This is a genomic window from Parabacteroides massiliensis, from assembly GCF_900155425.1.
Classification (GTDB): domain Bacteria; phylum Bacteroidota; class Bacteroidia; order Bacteroidales; family Tannerellaceae; genus Parabacteroides; species Parabacteroides massiliensis.
Genome location: NZ_LT700190.1, coordinates 574,771 through 589,244, shown reverse-complemented (window position 1 = coordinate 589,244; position 14,474 = coordinate 574,771). Strand labels below are relative to the sequence as shown.

The window sequence follows — 14,474 nt, the reverse complement described above, 5'->3', positions numbered from 1 at the left end:
ATGAAACTGGAAATTGTATCACCGGACGGCGTTCTTTTCAAAGGCGAGGCAGCACGTGTTTCCCTTCCGGGAGCAGCCGGTTCATTTGATATCCTTCCCCAACACGCCCCGCTGATAGCCGCCCTCATCCAAGGAACCATCCGGTATGAGAACGATGGTAAAAGAGGCGAACAGGCTATCAAGAGCGGATTCGTGGAGGTAAAGGATGATTACATATCTGTTTGTATCGAATAAATAAAAGTATACGACATGACTGGGTGGTTAAAAATCAAGCTGATGGGACTGATTACATTTGTCAATGCTGCCATCGGCATAACGTTAGGAGGGCTATTGTACACGATCTGGCCGGATCATTATTTCAGATGGTATCCTTCCATTCCGATTTTTTATTGGGTGATGGCAATGGCAATGGCCTATGTACTCGACCGGATGAAAAGAAAAAACGGCGATGTGACGATTACCGCTTTCATGGTAGTCCGTTTCTGCAAATTCACTCTTGCCGTCATTTTCATGTGGCTCTATGCCGCACTGGTCAGAGAAAACCTGAAGATGTTCGGCTTCACCCTGATGCTTTTCTATTTTATCTACTTGGGGTTGGAAACGTATACGGTTTATCTGTTTGAGAAAAAAAGAATGAAAAGAGAGAAAAAGGAAAAAGATGAACAATATCAAAAATAACAAGTTGATATGGACAGTGTTGCTGATGTGGCTCTGCTTTCTGGCTCCGGCCCATGCAGAGTCCCAAAAGGAGGGTATCGATGTTCAGGATATTGTCTTTTCGCATATTCAGGATGCTTACACTTGGCATATTACCGAATGGAACGGTAAGGAGATCGCCATCTCCCTGCCTGTCTTGGTCAAGAGCGAAGAGCGCGGATGGGACATGTTCCTTTCCCATCATTTACACCACGGCAAGGTGCACCACAACTACTATATCGCATCCGAAGGCAAACACGCCGGCAAGGTGGTGGAAAAGAACAGCCGCGGAGAAGAGGTACGCCCGATCGACTTGTCGCTGACCAAGAATGTCTGCGGCCTGTTCCTGAGTTGCGGTATCCTGCTGTTCGTGGTTCTGCGGACCGCCCGTTGGTACAAGAAACATCCGAACCAGGTTCCGCGCGGGTTTACCGGCTTGATGGAAATGATTATATCCTACATACAGGACGGTGTCATCAAGGAATCGGTCGGCAAAGATGAGTACAAGCCATACTCATCTTATCTGCTGACGGTCTTCTTCTTTATCCTGATCAACAACCTGATCGGAATTATCCCGGTATTTCCGGGTGGTGCCAACATCACCGGCAACATCGCGGTCACGGCCGTCTTGGCGGGATGCACGTTTATCGCCGTCAATCTGTTTGCGACAAAGGAATACTGGAAAGATATATTTTGGCCCAAAGCGCCGATCTATCTGAAACTGCCGTTGCCGATCATGCCTTTTGTGGAGTTTTTCGGCGTATTCACCAAGCCGTTCGCCCTGATGATCCGTTTGTTTGCCAATATCATGGCGGGCCACACGATCATCCTCGCGCTCACCAGCCTGATCTTTATCACGGTATCGATGGGGCTGTTGGTGAATTTCGGAATGACGATCGTATCCGTGCTGTTTTGTGTGTTCATGAACTGCGTGGAATTGTTTGTGGCGTGTTTGCAGGCCTACATATTCACTTTGCTGTCGGCAAACTATATCGGGATGGCGAGAATAAAAGAGTGAAATTCGATCTGCCGGGCAAGGCAGAAGAAATAAACGTATTAATTAGGTTATAAATTTAAAATTAAAAACTATGTTATCAACAATTTTATTGCAAGCAGCCGCCGGAATGGGAATGGCTAAATTAGGAGCAACAATAGGAGCCGGATTTGCAGCTATCGGCGCAGGTTTAGGTATCGGGCTTATCGGTAAAGGAGCAGTAGAGTCGATCGGACGTCAGCCTTCCGCCGCCGGTGAAATCCGTACTTCCATGTTGATCATGGGAGCCTTGATCGAAGGTGTGGCACTGTTTGCCATTGTAGTATGTTTCCTGGCTTTGTTCCAATAAAAAAAGTAACAGGTTATGTCTTTATTAACACCGGATTCGGGACTTCTGTTCTGGATGATCGTTTCATTCGGGATTGTCTTTGCCATCCTTTCCAAATATGGGTTCCCTGTCATCATAAAGGCGGTTGAACAACGGAAAGCCTACATCGACAACTCTCTGGAAACGGCCCGCCAGGCGAATGAACAGCTTGCCAATATCCAGGCCGAAGGAGCCCGGATACTTGCCGAAGCAAAGGAAAAGCAGAATGCCATCCTGAAAGAAGCCTTTGCCGAAAAGGAACAAATCATCGACGAAGCTCACCGGAAAGCTGCCGCCGAAACCCGTTTGCAGGTGGAAGAGGCTACCCGGCGTATCCGCGAAGAGAAGGAAAAAGCAATCCGTGAAGTCCGTTCCGAGATTGCCGACCTTTCGATCGCCATAGCAGAGAAGGTGATGAAAGAAAAGATCAGCCGCGACAAGGAACAGCAACAAATCATCGACCGGCTGTTGGATGAGGTATCGTTTTGTAAATCGTAACGTATGGATATAGGAACAATCTCTTCCCGGTATGCGAAAGCCCTTTTCTCCCTTGCGAAGGAGAAAGGACTGGAAACACGGGTATACGATGACATGAAAATGCTGGCAGCCAGTTTTTCTCTCGAACCGGAGCTGCGGGTCGCCCTCGGCAACCCGATCATCCCGGCTGAAGAAAAGCTCAAACTGCTGACAGCGGCAGGCGGCATAGAGGTCTCGGACTTGTATGAGCGTTTTATGCGTCTCGTACTGAAGCACAAACGGGAAAATCTCCTGCTCTTCATGACACACATCTATATCCACCTGTACCGGAAAGACAAACGCATCACCCGCGTACAGTTCGACACTGCAGTTCCGGTAAGCGAGGAGGTGAAAGAGCATCTCCGCCACAAGCTGAAGGAAGAGACAGGTAGCACCATCGAATTTTCCGGTATCGTACAGCCGGAACTGATCGGAGGTTTCCGCCTGCGTATCGGTAACTACCGGATAGATGCCAGCTACGCGACACAGCTACGGGACATCCGTAGCCGGTTACTCGAAAACAGATAAAAAAGAAAGAAGTATGACAGATCAGATAAAAGTGAGTGAAGTTTCCGCCATCCTGCGCCAGCAGCTGGAAGGGATCAGTACCGGCATCCGGACGGAAGAAGTGGGTACGGTGCTCCAGGTGAGCGATGGTGTAGCCCGTATTTACGGCCTCGACAATGCCGAAGCGAACGAACTTCTGCAGTTCGACAACGGGATGGAAGCAATCGTGATGAACCTGGAAGAGGACAACGTGGGAGCCGTCCTGCTGGGACCGACAGACCAGGTGAAAGAGGGCGACACCGTCAAACGTACAGGACGTATCGCCTCCATCAATGTCAGCGAAGGAATGATCGGACGTGTGATCGACCCGCTTGGAAACCCTATCGACGGAAAAGGGGAAATCATGGGAGAGACCTGCGAGATGCCGCTCGAACGCAAGGCGCCGGGGGTTATTTTCCGCCAGCCGGTCAACGAACCGTTGCAGACCGGTATCAAGGCCGTCGATGCGATGATCCCAATCGGACGCGGACAGCGCGAACTGATCATCGGAGACAGGCAGACCGGAAAGACCTCCATCGCCATCGACACGATCATCAACCAGCGCAACAACTACGAAGCCGGCAATCCGGTCTACTGCATCTATGTGGCAATCGGACAAAAGGGATCTACCGTCGCTTCGCTTGTCAACACGTTGCAGGAAAAAGGGGCGATGGATTATACGATCGTTGTCAGCGCGACAGCTTCCGATCCGGCTGCCATGCAATATTTCGCTCCTTTTGCGGGTGCTGCCATCGGCGAATATTTCCGGGACAGCGGACGCCATGCTTTGGTTGTCTATGACGACCTTTCGAAACAGGCGGTAGCCTATCGCGAGGTATCCTTGATCCTGCGCCGTCCTTCCGGACGTGAGGCTTATCCGGGAGATATCTTTTATCTGCATTCCCGTTTGCTCGAACGGGCTGCCAAGATCATCAACCAACCCGAAGTGGCCCGACAGATGAACGACCTGCCGGACAGCATGAAGGACAAGGTGAAAGGTGGCGGTTCCCTGACTGCTCTGCCGATTATCGAAACCCAGGCAGGCGATGTCTCGGCCTACATCCCGACGAACGTCATCTCCATCACCGACGGACAGATATTCCTCGAAACCGACCTCTTCAACCAAGGAAACCGTCCGGCTATCAACGTCGGTATCTCGGTATCCCGTGTAGGTGGCAACGCTCAGCTGAAAGCGATGAAGAAAGTGGCGGGAACACTGAAAATAGATCAGGCACAGTTCCGCGAACTGGAATCGTTCTCCAAATTCGGCGGTGAGATGGATGCCGTAACGGCTTTCACAATCGACAAGGGACAAAAGAACACGCAACTGCTGATACAGCCTCAATACAGCCCGATGCCTGTCGAAGATCAGATCGCCATCCTTTATTGCGGAACACAAGGGTTGTTGAAAGAAGTCCCGTTGGATAAAGTGCACGAGTTCGAAAAGGAATTCTTGCGTGAGCTGCACACATCACACCAGCACGACGTACTGGACATCCTGAAAACCGGAACCATCGACGACGATATCCGGAAGAAACTGGAAGAAACAGCGAAACAATTGACTGCGAAACAATAGAAAATGGACAATTGACAATTGCGACAAGCGACACCTAATTGTCAATTAAAAAAGAAACTATGGCATCATTGAAAGAAATAAAAGTTCGGCTCGCGTCCATCCGGAGCACGCAGAAGATCACCGCAGCCATGAAAATGGTCTCTTCGGCGAAGCTCCATCATACTCAGGCGCTGACCGAACACACGCTTCTCTATGCGAACAAGCTTTCCGCCATCTTAAACGGTCTTTTAAGTGCGGAATGCGACATGGAATCGCCTTACACAGAAAAGCGTGAAGTGAAACAGGTAGCCATTGCTGTTTTCTCATCCAGCAGCGGACTATGCGGCACGTTCAATACCAACGTATGGAAAGGGCTCACCGCCCGCTTGCATGAATTAGAAGCACAGCAGATCGCCGTCCGCCTCTACCCCGTCGGGATTAAGATCGCCGACGAACTGCATAAGGCGGGTTATGTAACCGAGGATGATTTCCTGCATTTAGGGGAGAAACCGTCATACGAAGAGGCTGTCAGTTTTGCCGGAAAGCTGATGGAACTCTTTTCTTCAGGTAAGGCCGACCAAGTGGAACTGCTTTACCATCACTTCAAGAACATGGCGACACAGATATTGACTCACAAAGTCTACCTGCCGATCACCCTGCCGCAGGCTCCGGCTGAGGGTACTGCCCCGGCAATCGATTACATCCTGGAACCATCGCCGGAAGACCTTCAGGCATTGCTTTTCCCGAAGTTGCTCAACCTGACGGTCTACACGACGTTGCTCGACACGGCGACCTCCGAGCATGCCGCCCGCATGATGGCGATGCAAACGGCCAACGACAACGCCAATGACCTGATTCAGGATTTGACTTTGCAGTATAACAAAACCCGACAGCAGACCATCACTAACGAGCTATTGGATATTATGGGAGGACAGTAAAAAATGTCCGGCTGTCCGCAAAAAAACACGAAGCTCCGGCGAATCACTTCGACGGAGCTTCTTACTTTAAATTACTATTGAACAATATTCTAACAACAAATAACTATTATATTATGTATAGAAGAATAAAATCATCAATTGTGCCGTCAGTACCCGCAGAAACATCGTCAACGGGTAGACCGTCGCATAACTGACAGCCGGGGCATCATTTCCCGCCGTTGCATTCGCATACGCCAGTGCGGGCGGATCAGTCGTGCTTCCGGCAAGCAGGCCTATCAGTGTGAAATAATTCAGTTTGCAATAATAACGCCCGATCAACCCGATAACCAACAACGGCAGCATCGTGATGATAAAACCATAGCCGATCCAGGTAACCCCGCCTTTATTCACGATCGTATCAATAAAACCGCTTCCTGCATTCAGCCCGACACAAGCGAGGAATATCGTGATCCCGATCTCGCGCAACATCAGGTTGGCACTTTGCGTCGTATAGGTCACAAGCCGGTAACGATAACCGAAGCGGCTGATCAGGATCGCCACAATCAGCGGCCCTCCTGCCAGACCTAATTTGATCGGCTGCGGAATGCCCGGTACTGAAAACGGGATACTTCCTAAGATGATCCCCAACGCAATCCCGATAAAGATGGTGATCAGGTTCGGCTCGTTCAAACGCTTCATGGAATTACCTAAAATAGCGCTCACCTTGTCGACCGCCAGTTCACTCCCGACAACCGTCACCCGGTCGCCCACCTGCAATTGCAAATGCTGTGTCGCCACCAGTTCAAGTCCGGCACGGTTGACACGCGTCACGTTGATGCCATGCAGACGGCGCAACTGCAAATCTCCCAACCGACGTCCCGTCAGTTCCGGCCTTGTCACCAGGATGCGACGGCTGACGAACTGGCTCTCCGCCGGGATCCATTGCTTCCGGTCCATCTGGATTTCTTCTCCGATAAATGTTTTAATTGTTTCTGCGTCATGCTCGGTCGTGATGACGAAGATTTTATCGTCTTCCTGCAAAACAGTGTTTCCGGCTACGATTTCGACTTTATTGGTCGCTTTACGCCAAATACGCGAGATGACAAACTCGCGATGTTCCAACAATGCCGCCAACTCCATCACCTTTTTCTTAAACACTGCCGGGTTCTTGACAATCAACGAGACAGGAATGGCTTCCGCATGTGTGTCATTTTCAGCTTCCAGTTTCTTTGCCTCATCGTCAAAACCGACATGAAACACATAGCGGATAAACAGCATCGCCAAGATGATCCCGATCACGCCTAATGGATAGGCTACGGCATAACCCAACGCAATGCTTTCGTCCGCACTACCCGTCATATCCGTATAAGCCTGTTGAGCTGCACCGAGTCCCGGCGTATTGGTGACCGCTCCAGACAAGATTCCGACCATTGTCGGGATCGGAATACCTGCCACAAAATGTATCACCAAAGCCGTGGCTACGCCTAAAAAAACTATGCCGCAAGCCAACCCGTTCAGTGTCATTCCGCCTCGCTTGAACGAAGAGAAAAATCCCGGACCGACTTGCATTCCTACTGAATAAACAAATAAGATCAATCCAAATTCCTGAAAGAAATGAATAACGGCAGGATTGATACTGAAGCCGAAATGCCCGAGCATGATCCCGACAAACAATACCCACGTAACCCCCAGCGAGATACCGAAAACCTTGATTTTGCCTAACTGGATACCGGCCGCAACCGTAAACGCGAGCAACAGAAGGGAATGGCCTATCCCTTCGCCCCATAATAATTCCTTAATCCATTCCATGATATCCTATCGGTCTTTACGGTAAACAGGAGAAACATCGAAAGCATAGAACGTATCCCGGATATGCCCGATACATTCCGGACAAAGACAATTCTTATAACAAACCTTGATAAAGGTTTTCTGATACCGGTCCAAACCCGTAGCCGCAAAGTCACCCGACAACAAGTCTATATCGTCGGAGAACTTTGCACCACAACGCAGGCAAAGCTTTTCCATTTTTTTACACTTTATATTAGAAACTTTTTTCGAACCGCTTTCCTAACCCACGAGGAAAAACAGCCTTTAACGAACGGCAGGTCTTCTGACTGACTCCCATCCTGAAGCCTTCCCGGTTTATAACTTATAGACCAGTGGCAATAGTAAGTTTCAGAATGTTGAAATAGAGCTTCACAGCAGCGGGACTGTCCGGGATTTTCACCCGATTCCCTTTTAATCCGTATCATCCGATTTGATAATACAGAACCTATTCGGGGGCAAATTTAGACAAAAAAACAGAGTTTGTATCCCTTTCTCTTGTTATTTTTTTCACGTTAACATATCCTTTTTATACTTTTCCCGTTATATACAGAGAGTTATATGCATATCTACACTTTTGGAAAACTTAAAAACAGCTCAAAACAGAAAAGTTTTCCAAAAGCACAAAATTGATATCTGTATATCAGTAGATTGACATATTTTAACCACACAAAAGTTTTCCAAAAAGTTCACCATATCATTATACTCTATACTTTTGCAGGCATAAAAAAACACATAAATTTCTATAATAGAGCTATCATGATTCAGACTGTTATCAAACGCGACGGACGTATCGTCGGATTCAATGAAGAAAAAATAGCGACAGCTATCCGTAAAGCGATGTTACACACAGAAACCGGAGAAGACCGGGAGTTGATTCGCCAGATCACCGATCATATTTCTTTCAAAGGCGACACTCAAATGACCGTCGAAGCCATCCAGGACGCCGTCGAACTGGAACTGATGAACAGCAGCCGCAAGGACGTAGCGCAGAAATACATTGCTTACCGTAACCAGCGCAGTATTGCCCGCAAAGCCAAGACGCGCGATATGTTTCTGGAGATCATCAACATCAAATCCAACGACATCACCCGTGAAAATGCCAATATGAATGCAGATACCCCTGCCGGCATGATGATGAAATTCTCCAGCGAAACGACCAAACCGTTTGTCGACGACTACCTGTTGAGCGAAGAGGTCAAAGATGCGGTGGAAAACAACTACTTGCATATTCATGATAAAGACTATTATCCAACCAAGAGCCTCACGTGCGTACAACATCCGTTGGACCGCATTCTGAAATACGGATTTTCAGCCGGACACGGTGAATCACGTCCGGCAAAACGTATCGAAACGGCCAGCATTTTAGGTTGCATCTCGCTCGAAACAGCCCAGAACGAAATGCATGGCGGCCAGGCGATCCCTGCATTCGATTTCTACCTGGCTCCTTACGTACGCAATAGTTTCATCGAGGAAATCAAGAATCTGGAAGAGCTGAACGGACAAGATTATTCGCATCTCTACCAGCAGGAGCTGGACGACTATGTGAACCGTCCGCTCGAAGGATTGAGCGGCGACGAACGTATTGTCCAACACGCGGTCAACAAGACTGTCAGCCGCGTGCACCAGTCGATGGAAGCTTTTATCCACAATATGAACACCATCCATTCCCGTGGCGGCAACCAAGTGGTTTTCAGTTCCATCAATTATGGGACGGACACTTCGGCCGAAGGACGTTGCATCATTCGCGAAATATTGAAAAGCACATACCGCGGGGTCGGTAATGGCGAAACAGCCATCTTCCCGATCCAGATATGGAAGAAGAAACGCGGAGTGAGCTATCTGCCGGAAGACCGCAACTACGATCTTTACCAACTTGCCTGTAAAGTGACGGCCCGCCGCTTTTTCCCGAACTTCCTCAACCTCGACGCGACATTCAACCAGAGCGAAGACTGGCGTGCCGACGACCCGCAACGCTATATGCATGAGGTAGCGACCATGGGATGCCGCACACGGGTATTCGAGAACCGTTTCGGCCCGAAAACATCCATTGGGCGCGGAAACCTCTCTTTCTCGACAATCAATATCGTACGCCTTGCCATCGAATGCATGCATATCGAAAACAAAGAAGAACGGATCGCCCAATTCTTTGCCAAGCTCGACCACATGTTGGATATAACCGCCCGTCAACTGCACGAGCGTATGGAATTCCAGAAAACGGCATACGCCAAACAATTCCCGTTGCTGATGTCGTCACTTTGGCTGGGTTGCGAGAAATTGAAACCGAACGACACGATTGCCCCCGTTATCAACCAAGGCACATTAGGTATCGGCTTTATCGGTTTGGCCGAATGTCTGGTCGCCCTCACCGGCAAGCACCACGGCGAAGATGCAGCCTCGCAGGAATTAGGATTGAAGATTGTCCGATATATGCGTGACCGGGCCAATCAGTTTTCAGAAGAATATCAACACAACTATAGCATACTAGCAACGCCTGCCGAAGGTTTGTCGGGCAAGTTCACTCGCCGTGACCGTAAGAAATTCGGTTCGTTGCCCGGTATCACAGACCGTGACTACTATACGAACTCCAACCATGTCCCGGTCTACTACAAATGTAGCGCCCGCCACAAGGCGGAAGTGGAAGCTCCCTATCATGATCTGACACGCGGAGGCCATATCTTCTATGTCGAAATGGATGGAGATGCAACCCATAACCCGGAAGTGATCATGCAGGTCGTCGATATGATGGACCGTTACAATATCGGGTACGGTTCCGTCAACCACAACCGCAACCGTTGCCTCGATTGTGGTTACGAAAATGCGGTAGCCCATCTGGAAAAATGCCCGAAATGCGGCAGCACCCACCTCGATAAACTACAGCGTATCACCGGCTACCTGGTTGGCACGACTGACCGTTGGAACAATGCGAAATTGGCAGAACTGAACGATAGGGTCGTACACAATTGACAATGGACAATCATTAAAAGTTATATACAAGTGCTTTCCATCATTGATATAATAGAAGATACGACGGTCGACGGTCCGGGATTCCGGACCGCGATCTATGCGGCAGGTTGTCCGAACGCCTGTCCGGGCTGCCATAACCCCGAATCGTGGGATATAAAAAAGGGCAAACAAGTGCCGACGGAAGAAATCCTGGAAAAGGTCCTGGCTGATGATTTCGCCAATGTGACCTTCAGTGGAGGCGACCCCATGTTCCAGCCGGAAGGCTTCACCGAACTGGCACAGGCGATCAAAGAAAAAAGCCGGAAAAACATCTGGTGTTATACCGGCTATACCTTCGAGCGTCTCCTGAACAACCCGAAGCAGGCAGAACTGCTCAAATACATCGACGTGCTGGTAGACGGCAAATTCAAACAATCCCTACGCGACGAAAGTCTACTCTTCCGTGGCAGCAGCAACCAACGCCTGATAGATGTCAAAGCCTCCTTAAAGGCCCATAAAACAATTTGCCTGGAACTGAATTATGATTTATAAATTCTTTACCATTCGATGAATTTGCCACGTTGGCGGCGTTTCTCAAGTTCTTCCTCGAGATAACGTTGCCGATCCTTGGCAATGTAGCGGCGGGCGAAAATATTCGGGACGGCAACCCCCAAAGAGATACACAGAATAATCAAAGCCGAATTGATCCCGTTGGCGAAAGCATTGGTCACCTCGCCAATCACCCCATGCAGGTTGATAAACGCAAGCAACGAACGATACATCAAAACTCCCGGAATCATCGGGATTACAGACGGGATCGTCAGCACGTGGTTGGGGACATCGAACCAATGGACCGCCTTGACAGCAATCAAGCTCACGACAAAACTGCCCATAAACGAACCGATCACCGGACCGTATCCCAACTCGAAGTTCACGAAATTACGGGTACACACAGCAATGATTCCCCCTAAGGCTACTACCCACAGCAGGCGGCGCTGGATATTAAAGATCATCGAAAAACCCATGGCTGCGATGGCTGCCGCAATAGCATAAATATAATACGAGTCGTGCGGAACCATGCTCAATTCGCTGAACTTATGGTCGATCTCAACATCGTTCATCACCAGTACACGCATGGCAAAAGCGATCCCGAACGTCATCGCCCCGACCATCATCACCGTATTGGCCGCCCGAGTAATCCCGACAAGCAGATGATTATCGATCATATCATCCACAAAATTGATCAACGGTACCCCCGGAACGATAAACAAGGCACAAGCCAGCAACGGATGGTAGGGTGTGGACGACAGCCCTGAAAAAGAAGAAGCATACGCCAGACATGTCGAGACAAAGGCTGCAATCGCAATGCTCATATACACGTTAATCCCGAATTCGATACAACGCGCCCGGACACGGAATCCGACAAACGCACAAATAGAAGCAAACAAAAACGCGATCCAGTCACAGCCGAACAACTTACAGAACCCCCCACAAGCAAATCCGGCACCGATCGCAACCAGATAAGGCGTATAATTACGAGGTCTATGTGCAATCCGTTCAAGCTCTTCCTCATACTGGTCCAGCGAATAGTCCTGTTCGATCGCCTTCCACGACAAATGGCTGACTTCCGTAATGGTCGTCATGTTGATGCCATGCTTCTCACACTTCTGGAATTTGGAAAAGGAATGCGTCTCGTCACTCACATTCACCATAATCATCGTCCATCTGATATCTAGATGGAGTTTTTCTTCCGGGATCCCCATAAAAGCAGCCACACGCTTCATGTTCCGTTCGATGCGGTTCGTGTCGGCGGCACTCTCCATCAGTAATTTTCCCGTACGGAGCAACAAATCCAGTTTTCTCCGTAATAACAAAACCTCCCGGTCAGTCATAATCTCTTTTTCCATTCTTCTTGTCTTTCTCTATTAAATGCGGGTACAAAAGTAAGAAGGCCTACCTTCCCAAGCAAGCCTTCCGCTAATCAATTCTATTGATTCTGTCGAATAATTCTTTTGTTCACCATGTTAGTTATTTATAATATTTAAATCGACATTCTTGATTTACAACGGCATATTACCATGCTTCTTGGGCGGGTTGCTCTGGCTTTTATTTTTAGCCATTTCAAGTGCCTGTATCAACTTGTAGCGCGTCTGCCGAGGCATGATGATCTCGTCGATAAATCCCAATTCGGCAGCCCGATAAGGATTCGAGAACTGCTCGTTGTATGCCTCCATAGCCTGCACCTTCTCTTCTCCATTTGCTTTCCGGTACAGGATATTGACAGCCCCCTCAGCTCCCATCACAGCAATTTCCGCCATCGGGTAAGCCAAGTTAATGTCTGCCCCGGTCGGTTTGCTCGACATCACGATATAAGCTCCGCCATAAGCCTTCCGCGTAATCAACGTGATTTTAGGAACCGTAGCCTCGGCATAAGCGTAAACAATCTTCGCGCCGTGGCGAATAATCCCGTCATGCTCCTGCCTGCAACCGGGCAAGAAACCGGGCACATCCTCGAACGTCACCAGCGGAATATTGAAACAATCGCAAAAACGAATGAAGCGAGCCGCTTTGTCCGAAGCATCGATATCCAGCACGCCGGCCAGGAAAGCCGGCTGATTCGCTACTATACCAACCGACTGGCCTCCCAAGCGGGCAAAGCCGACCACCACATTCTTGGCAAAATGAGGCATCACCTCGAAAAAATAATGGTTATCAACCACCGGTTCGATCACATCCTTAATGTCATAGGGAATGTTCGGATCATCGGGAATCACCTCTTGTAACGCCTCCACTTCACGGCGGATATCATCGGAACATGGAACAGACGGCGCATCCTCCATATTGTTTGACGGCAGAAAACTCAATAACTCCCGGATACTCATCAACGTTTCCTCTTCCGTATCGCACATAAAATGCGCCACGCCGCTCTTGCTGCTATGTATATAGGCACCTCCCAATTCCTCTTTCTCCACCGTCTCGTGCGTAACGGCCTTCACTACATCCGGCCCGGTTATAAACATGTGGCTCTTCTCTTTCACCATAAAGATGAAATCGGTCAGAGCCGGCGAGTAACAAGCGCCACCGGCGCAAGGACCGAGAATAGCCGAAATCTGAGGCACCACCCCGGAAGCCATTGTATTTTGATAAAAAATCGACGCATAACCGGCCAGACTGCCAACCCCTTCCTGGATGCGTGCACCGCCTGAATCGTTCAAGGCAATCACCGGCGCACCGTTCTTAAGAGCCAATGTCTGGACTTTCACGATCTTGGCGGCATTGGTCGAACTGAGCGTTCCTCCGTAAGCGGTAAAATCATACGCGTAGACAAAAACCTGACGGCCTTCGATCTTTCCATATCCGGAAACGACGCCGTCTCCTGGAATCTTGTTTTTCTCCATACCGAAGTTCGTACACCGGTGTGTCACAAACTTATCCAGTTCCACAAACGAACCTTTGTCCAACAACATGTCGATACGTTCGCGAGCCGTCATGCGTCCCGCCTCATGTTGCTTATCAATACGAACAGTGCCACCTCCCAAAGTAGCGACCTTGTCCAATTCTTCGAATTTCTTATATATCTTTTCTTTCTGCATTTTCTTCCTGATTAATAACCTCCAATGTCATCAACACTTGATTCGCGTCCACCGTATCTCCTTCTTTCACCATAATTTCACGCACCCGGCAATCCGAACTGACCTTATAATTACTCTGCATCTTCATCGCTTCGAGCACCGCCACGATATCTCCGGCAGACAGGAAATCTCCCTCGCCCACAGGAATCTTCACAACCTTTCCGGGCATCGGCGAAACAACCTTGTCATCCTGCTTCTCTTCACTGTTTTTACGCATACGCAAGTATTTGGCTTTCGAATCGATTATGTCGACCGAATAAGAAGAGAAAAGCGTGTTAACCTGATAGTTCTTCCCTCCTTCCGAACGAATCAGTTCTGCATTATAAGAATACCCGTCATGCAAGATCGAACAAGCTCCATTTTCGGCCATCACGATATCCACTTCATAGGGTTGGCCATCTATGTCGAGCTGAACTTTGTTTCCATCCTTTCCAAGCAACGACACTTCCGCCACCCGGTTCCCAATATGTATTTCCATTAT

15 protein-coding genes and 1 riboswitch are annotated in these 14,474 nt (G+C 49.1%); of the genes, 10 read left to right on the top strand and 5 right to left on the bottom strand.

What is annotated here, in order from left to right; all coding sequences use genetic code 11:
- The 8 genes from BQ9893_RS09880 (at position 1) to BQ9893_RS09845 (ending at position 5,612) form a co-directional block, all read left to right on the top strand.
- A complete protein-coding gene (locus tag BQ9893_RS09880; protein ID WP_075965875.1) occupies positions 1-234 on the top strand; it encodes a F0F1 ATP synthase subunit delta/epsilon in 234 nt (77 codons plus the stop codon).
- 15 nt (positions 235-249) lie between these two features.
- Positions 250-678, top strand: coding sequence for a hypothetical protein (locus tag BQ9893_RS09875; RefSeq protein ID WP_075965874.1), 429 nt, complete (start codon positions 250-252; stop codon positions 676-678).
- Entirely contained in the window at positions 659-1,714 is a 1,056-nt protein-coding gene (gene atpB, locus BQ9893_RS09870) for a F0F1 ATP synthase subunit A (RefSeq protein ID WP_075965873.1), read from the top strand. The genes BQ9893_RS09875 and atpB overlap by 20 nt, the downstream gene beginning before the upstream one ends.
- A gap of 70 nt (positions 1,715-1,784) precedes the next feature.
- Positions 1,785-2,039 (top strand): ATP synthase F0 subunit C, encoded by a 255-nt coding sequence (atpE, locus tag BQ9893_RS09865; RefSeq protein ID WP_075965872.1) that lies wholly within the window; start codon positions 1,785-1,787, stop codon positions 2,037-2,039.
- 15 nt (positions 2,040-2,054) lie between these two features.
- Entirely contained in the window at positions 2,055-2,555 is a 501-nt protein-coding gene (gene atpF, locus BQ9893_RS09860; protein WP_075965871.1) for a F0F1 ATP synthase subunit B, read from the top strand.
- Between the two features lie 3 nt (positions 2,556-2,558).
- A complete protein-coding gene (locus BQ9893_RS09855; protein ID WP_075965870.1) occupies positions 2,559-3,101 on the top strand; it encodes a F0F1 ATP synthase subunit delta in 543 nt (180 codons plus the stop codon).
- 13 nt (positions 3,102-3,114) lie between these two features.
- Complete coding sequence (gene atpA, locus BQ9893_RS09850) at positions 3,115-4,695, top strand: F0F1 ATP synthase subunit alpha (protein ID WP_075965869.1); 1,581 nt, start codon at positions 3,115-3,117, stop codon at positions 4,693-4,695.
- A gap of 59 nt (positions 4,696-4,754) precedes the next feature.
- On the top strand, positions 4,755-5,612 hold the full coding sequence (locus BQ9893_RS09845) for a F0F1 ATP synthase subunit gamma (RefSeq protein ID WP_075965868.1): 858 nt from the start codon (positions 4,755-4,757) through the stop codon (positions 5,610-5,612).
- A gap of 111 nt (positions 5,613-5,723) precedes the next feature.
- Here the strand turns inward: BQ9893_RS09845 and BQ9893_RS09840 are convergent, their stop codons facing one another.
- Together BQ9893_RS09840 and BQ9893_RS09835 are read right to left on the bottom strand one after the other, a co-directional pair.
- Positions 5,724-7,400: a putative transporter gene (locus tag BQ9893_RS09840; protein WP_075965867.1), complete on the bottom strand. Its 1,677-nt coding sequence runs from the start codon at positions 7,398-7,400 to the stop codon at positions 5,724-5,726.
- Between the two features lie 6 nt (positions 7,401-7,406).
- A complete protein-coding gene (locus tag BQ9893_RS09835; protein WP_075965866.1) occupies positions 7,407-7,616 on the bottom strand; it encodes a hypothetical protein in 210 nt (69 codons plus the stop codon).
- 58 nt (positions 7,617-7,674) lie between these two features.
- Positions 7,675-7,883, bottom strand: a riboswitch (cobalamin riboswitch).
- 291 nt (positions 7,884-8,174) lie between these two features.
- Between BQ9893_RS09835 and BQ9893_RS09830 the strand changes: the two genes are divergently transcribed.
- The gene (locus tag BQ9893_RS09830) at positions 8,175-10,382 is read left to right on the top strand and encodes an anaerobic ribonucleoside triphosphate reductase (protein WP_075965865.1); all 2,208 of its coding nucleotides are present in this window, start codon (positions 8,175-8,177) and stop codon (positions 10,380-10,382) included.
- Between the two features lie 30 nt (positions 10,383-10,412).
- Complete coding sequence (gene nrdG / locus BQ9893_RS09825; RefSeq protein ID WP_075965864.1) at positions 10,413-10,913, top strand: anaerobic ribonucleoside-triphosphate reductase activating protein; 501 nt, start codon at positions 10,413-10,415, stop codon at positions 10,911-10,913.
- A gap of 5 nt (positions 10,914-10,918) precedes the next feature.
- Here nrdG and BQ9893_RS09820 read toward each other — a convergent pair whose 3' ends face one another.
- The 3 genes from BQ9893_RS09820 to BQ9893_RS09810 form a co-directional block, all read right to left on the bottom strand.
- The gene (locus BQ9893_RS09820; RefSeq protein ID WP_075965863.1) at positions 10,919-12,268 is read right to left on the bottom strand and encodes a threonine/serine exporter family protein; all 1,350 of its coding nucleotides are present in this window, start codon (positions 12,266-12,268) and stop codon (positions 10,919-10,921) included.
- A gap of 153 nt (positions 12,269-12,421) precedes the next feature.
- Entirely contained in the window at positions 12,422-13,954 is a 1,533-nt protein-coding gene (locus BQ9893_RS09815) for an acyl-CoA carboxylase subunit beta (RefSeq protein ID WP_075965862.1), read from the bottom strand.
- Positions 13,932-14,471 carry an acyl-CoA carboxylase biotin carboxyl carrier protein subunit gene (locus BQ9893_RS09810; protein WP_075965861.1) on the bottom strand — a complete coding sequence of 180 codons (540 nt, stop codon included), beginning with the start codon at positions 14,469-14,471 and terminating at the stop codon, positions 13,932-13,934. Before BQ9893_RS09810 ends, BQ9893_RS09815 begins: the two co-directional genes overlap by 23 nt.
- Positions 14,472-14,474 lie beyond the last annotated feature (3 nt).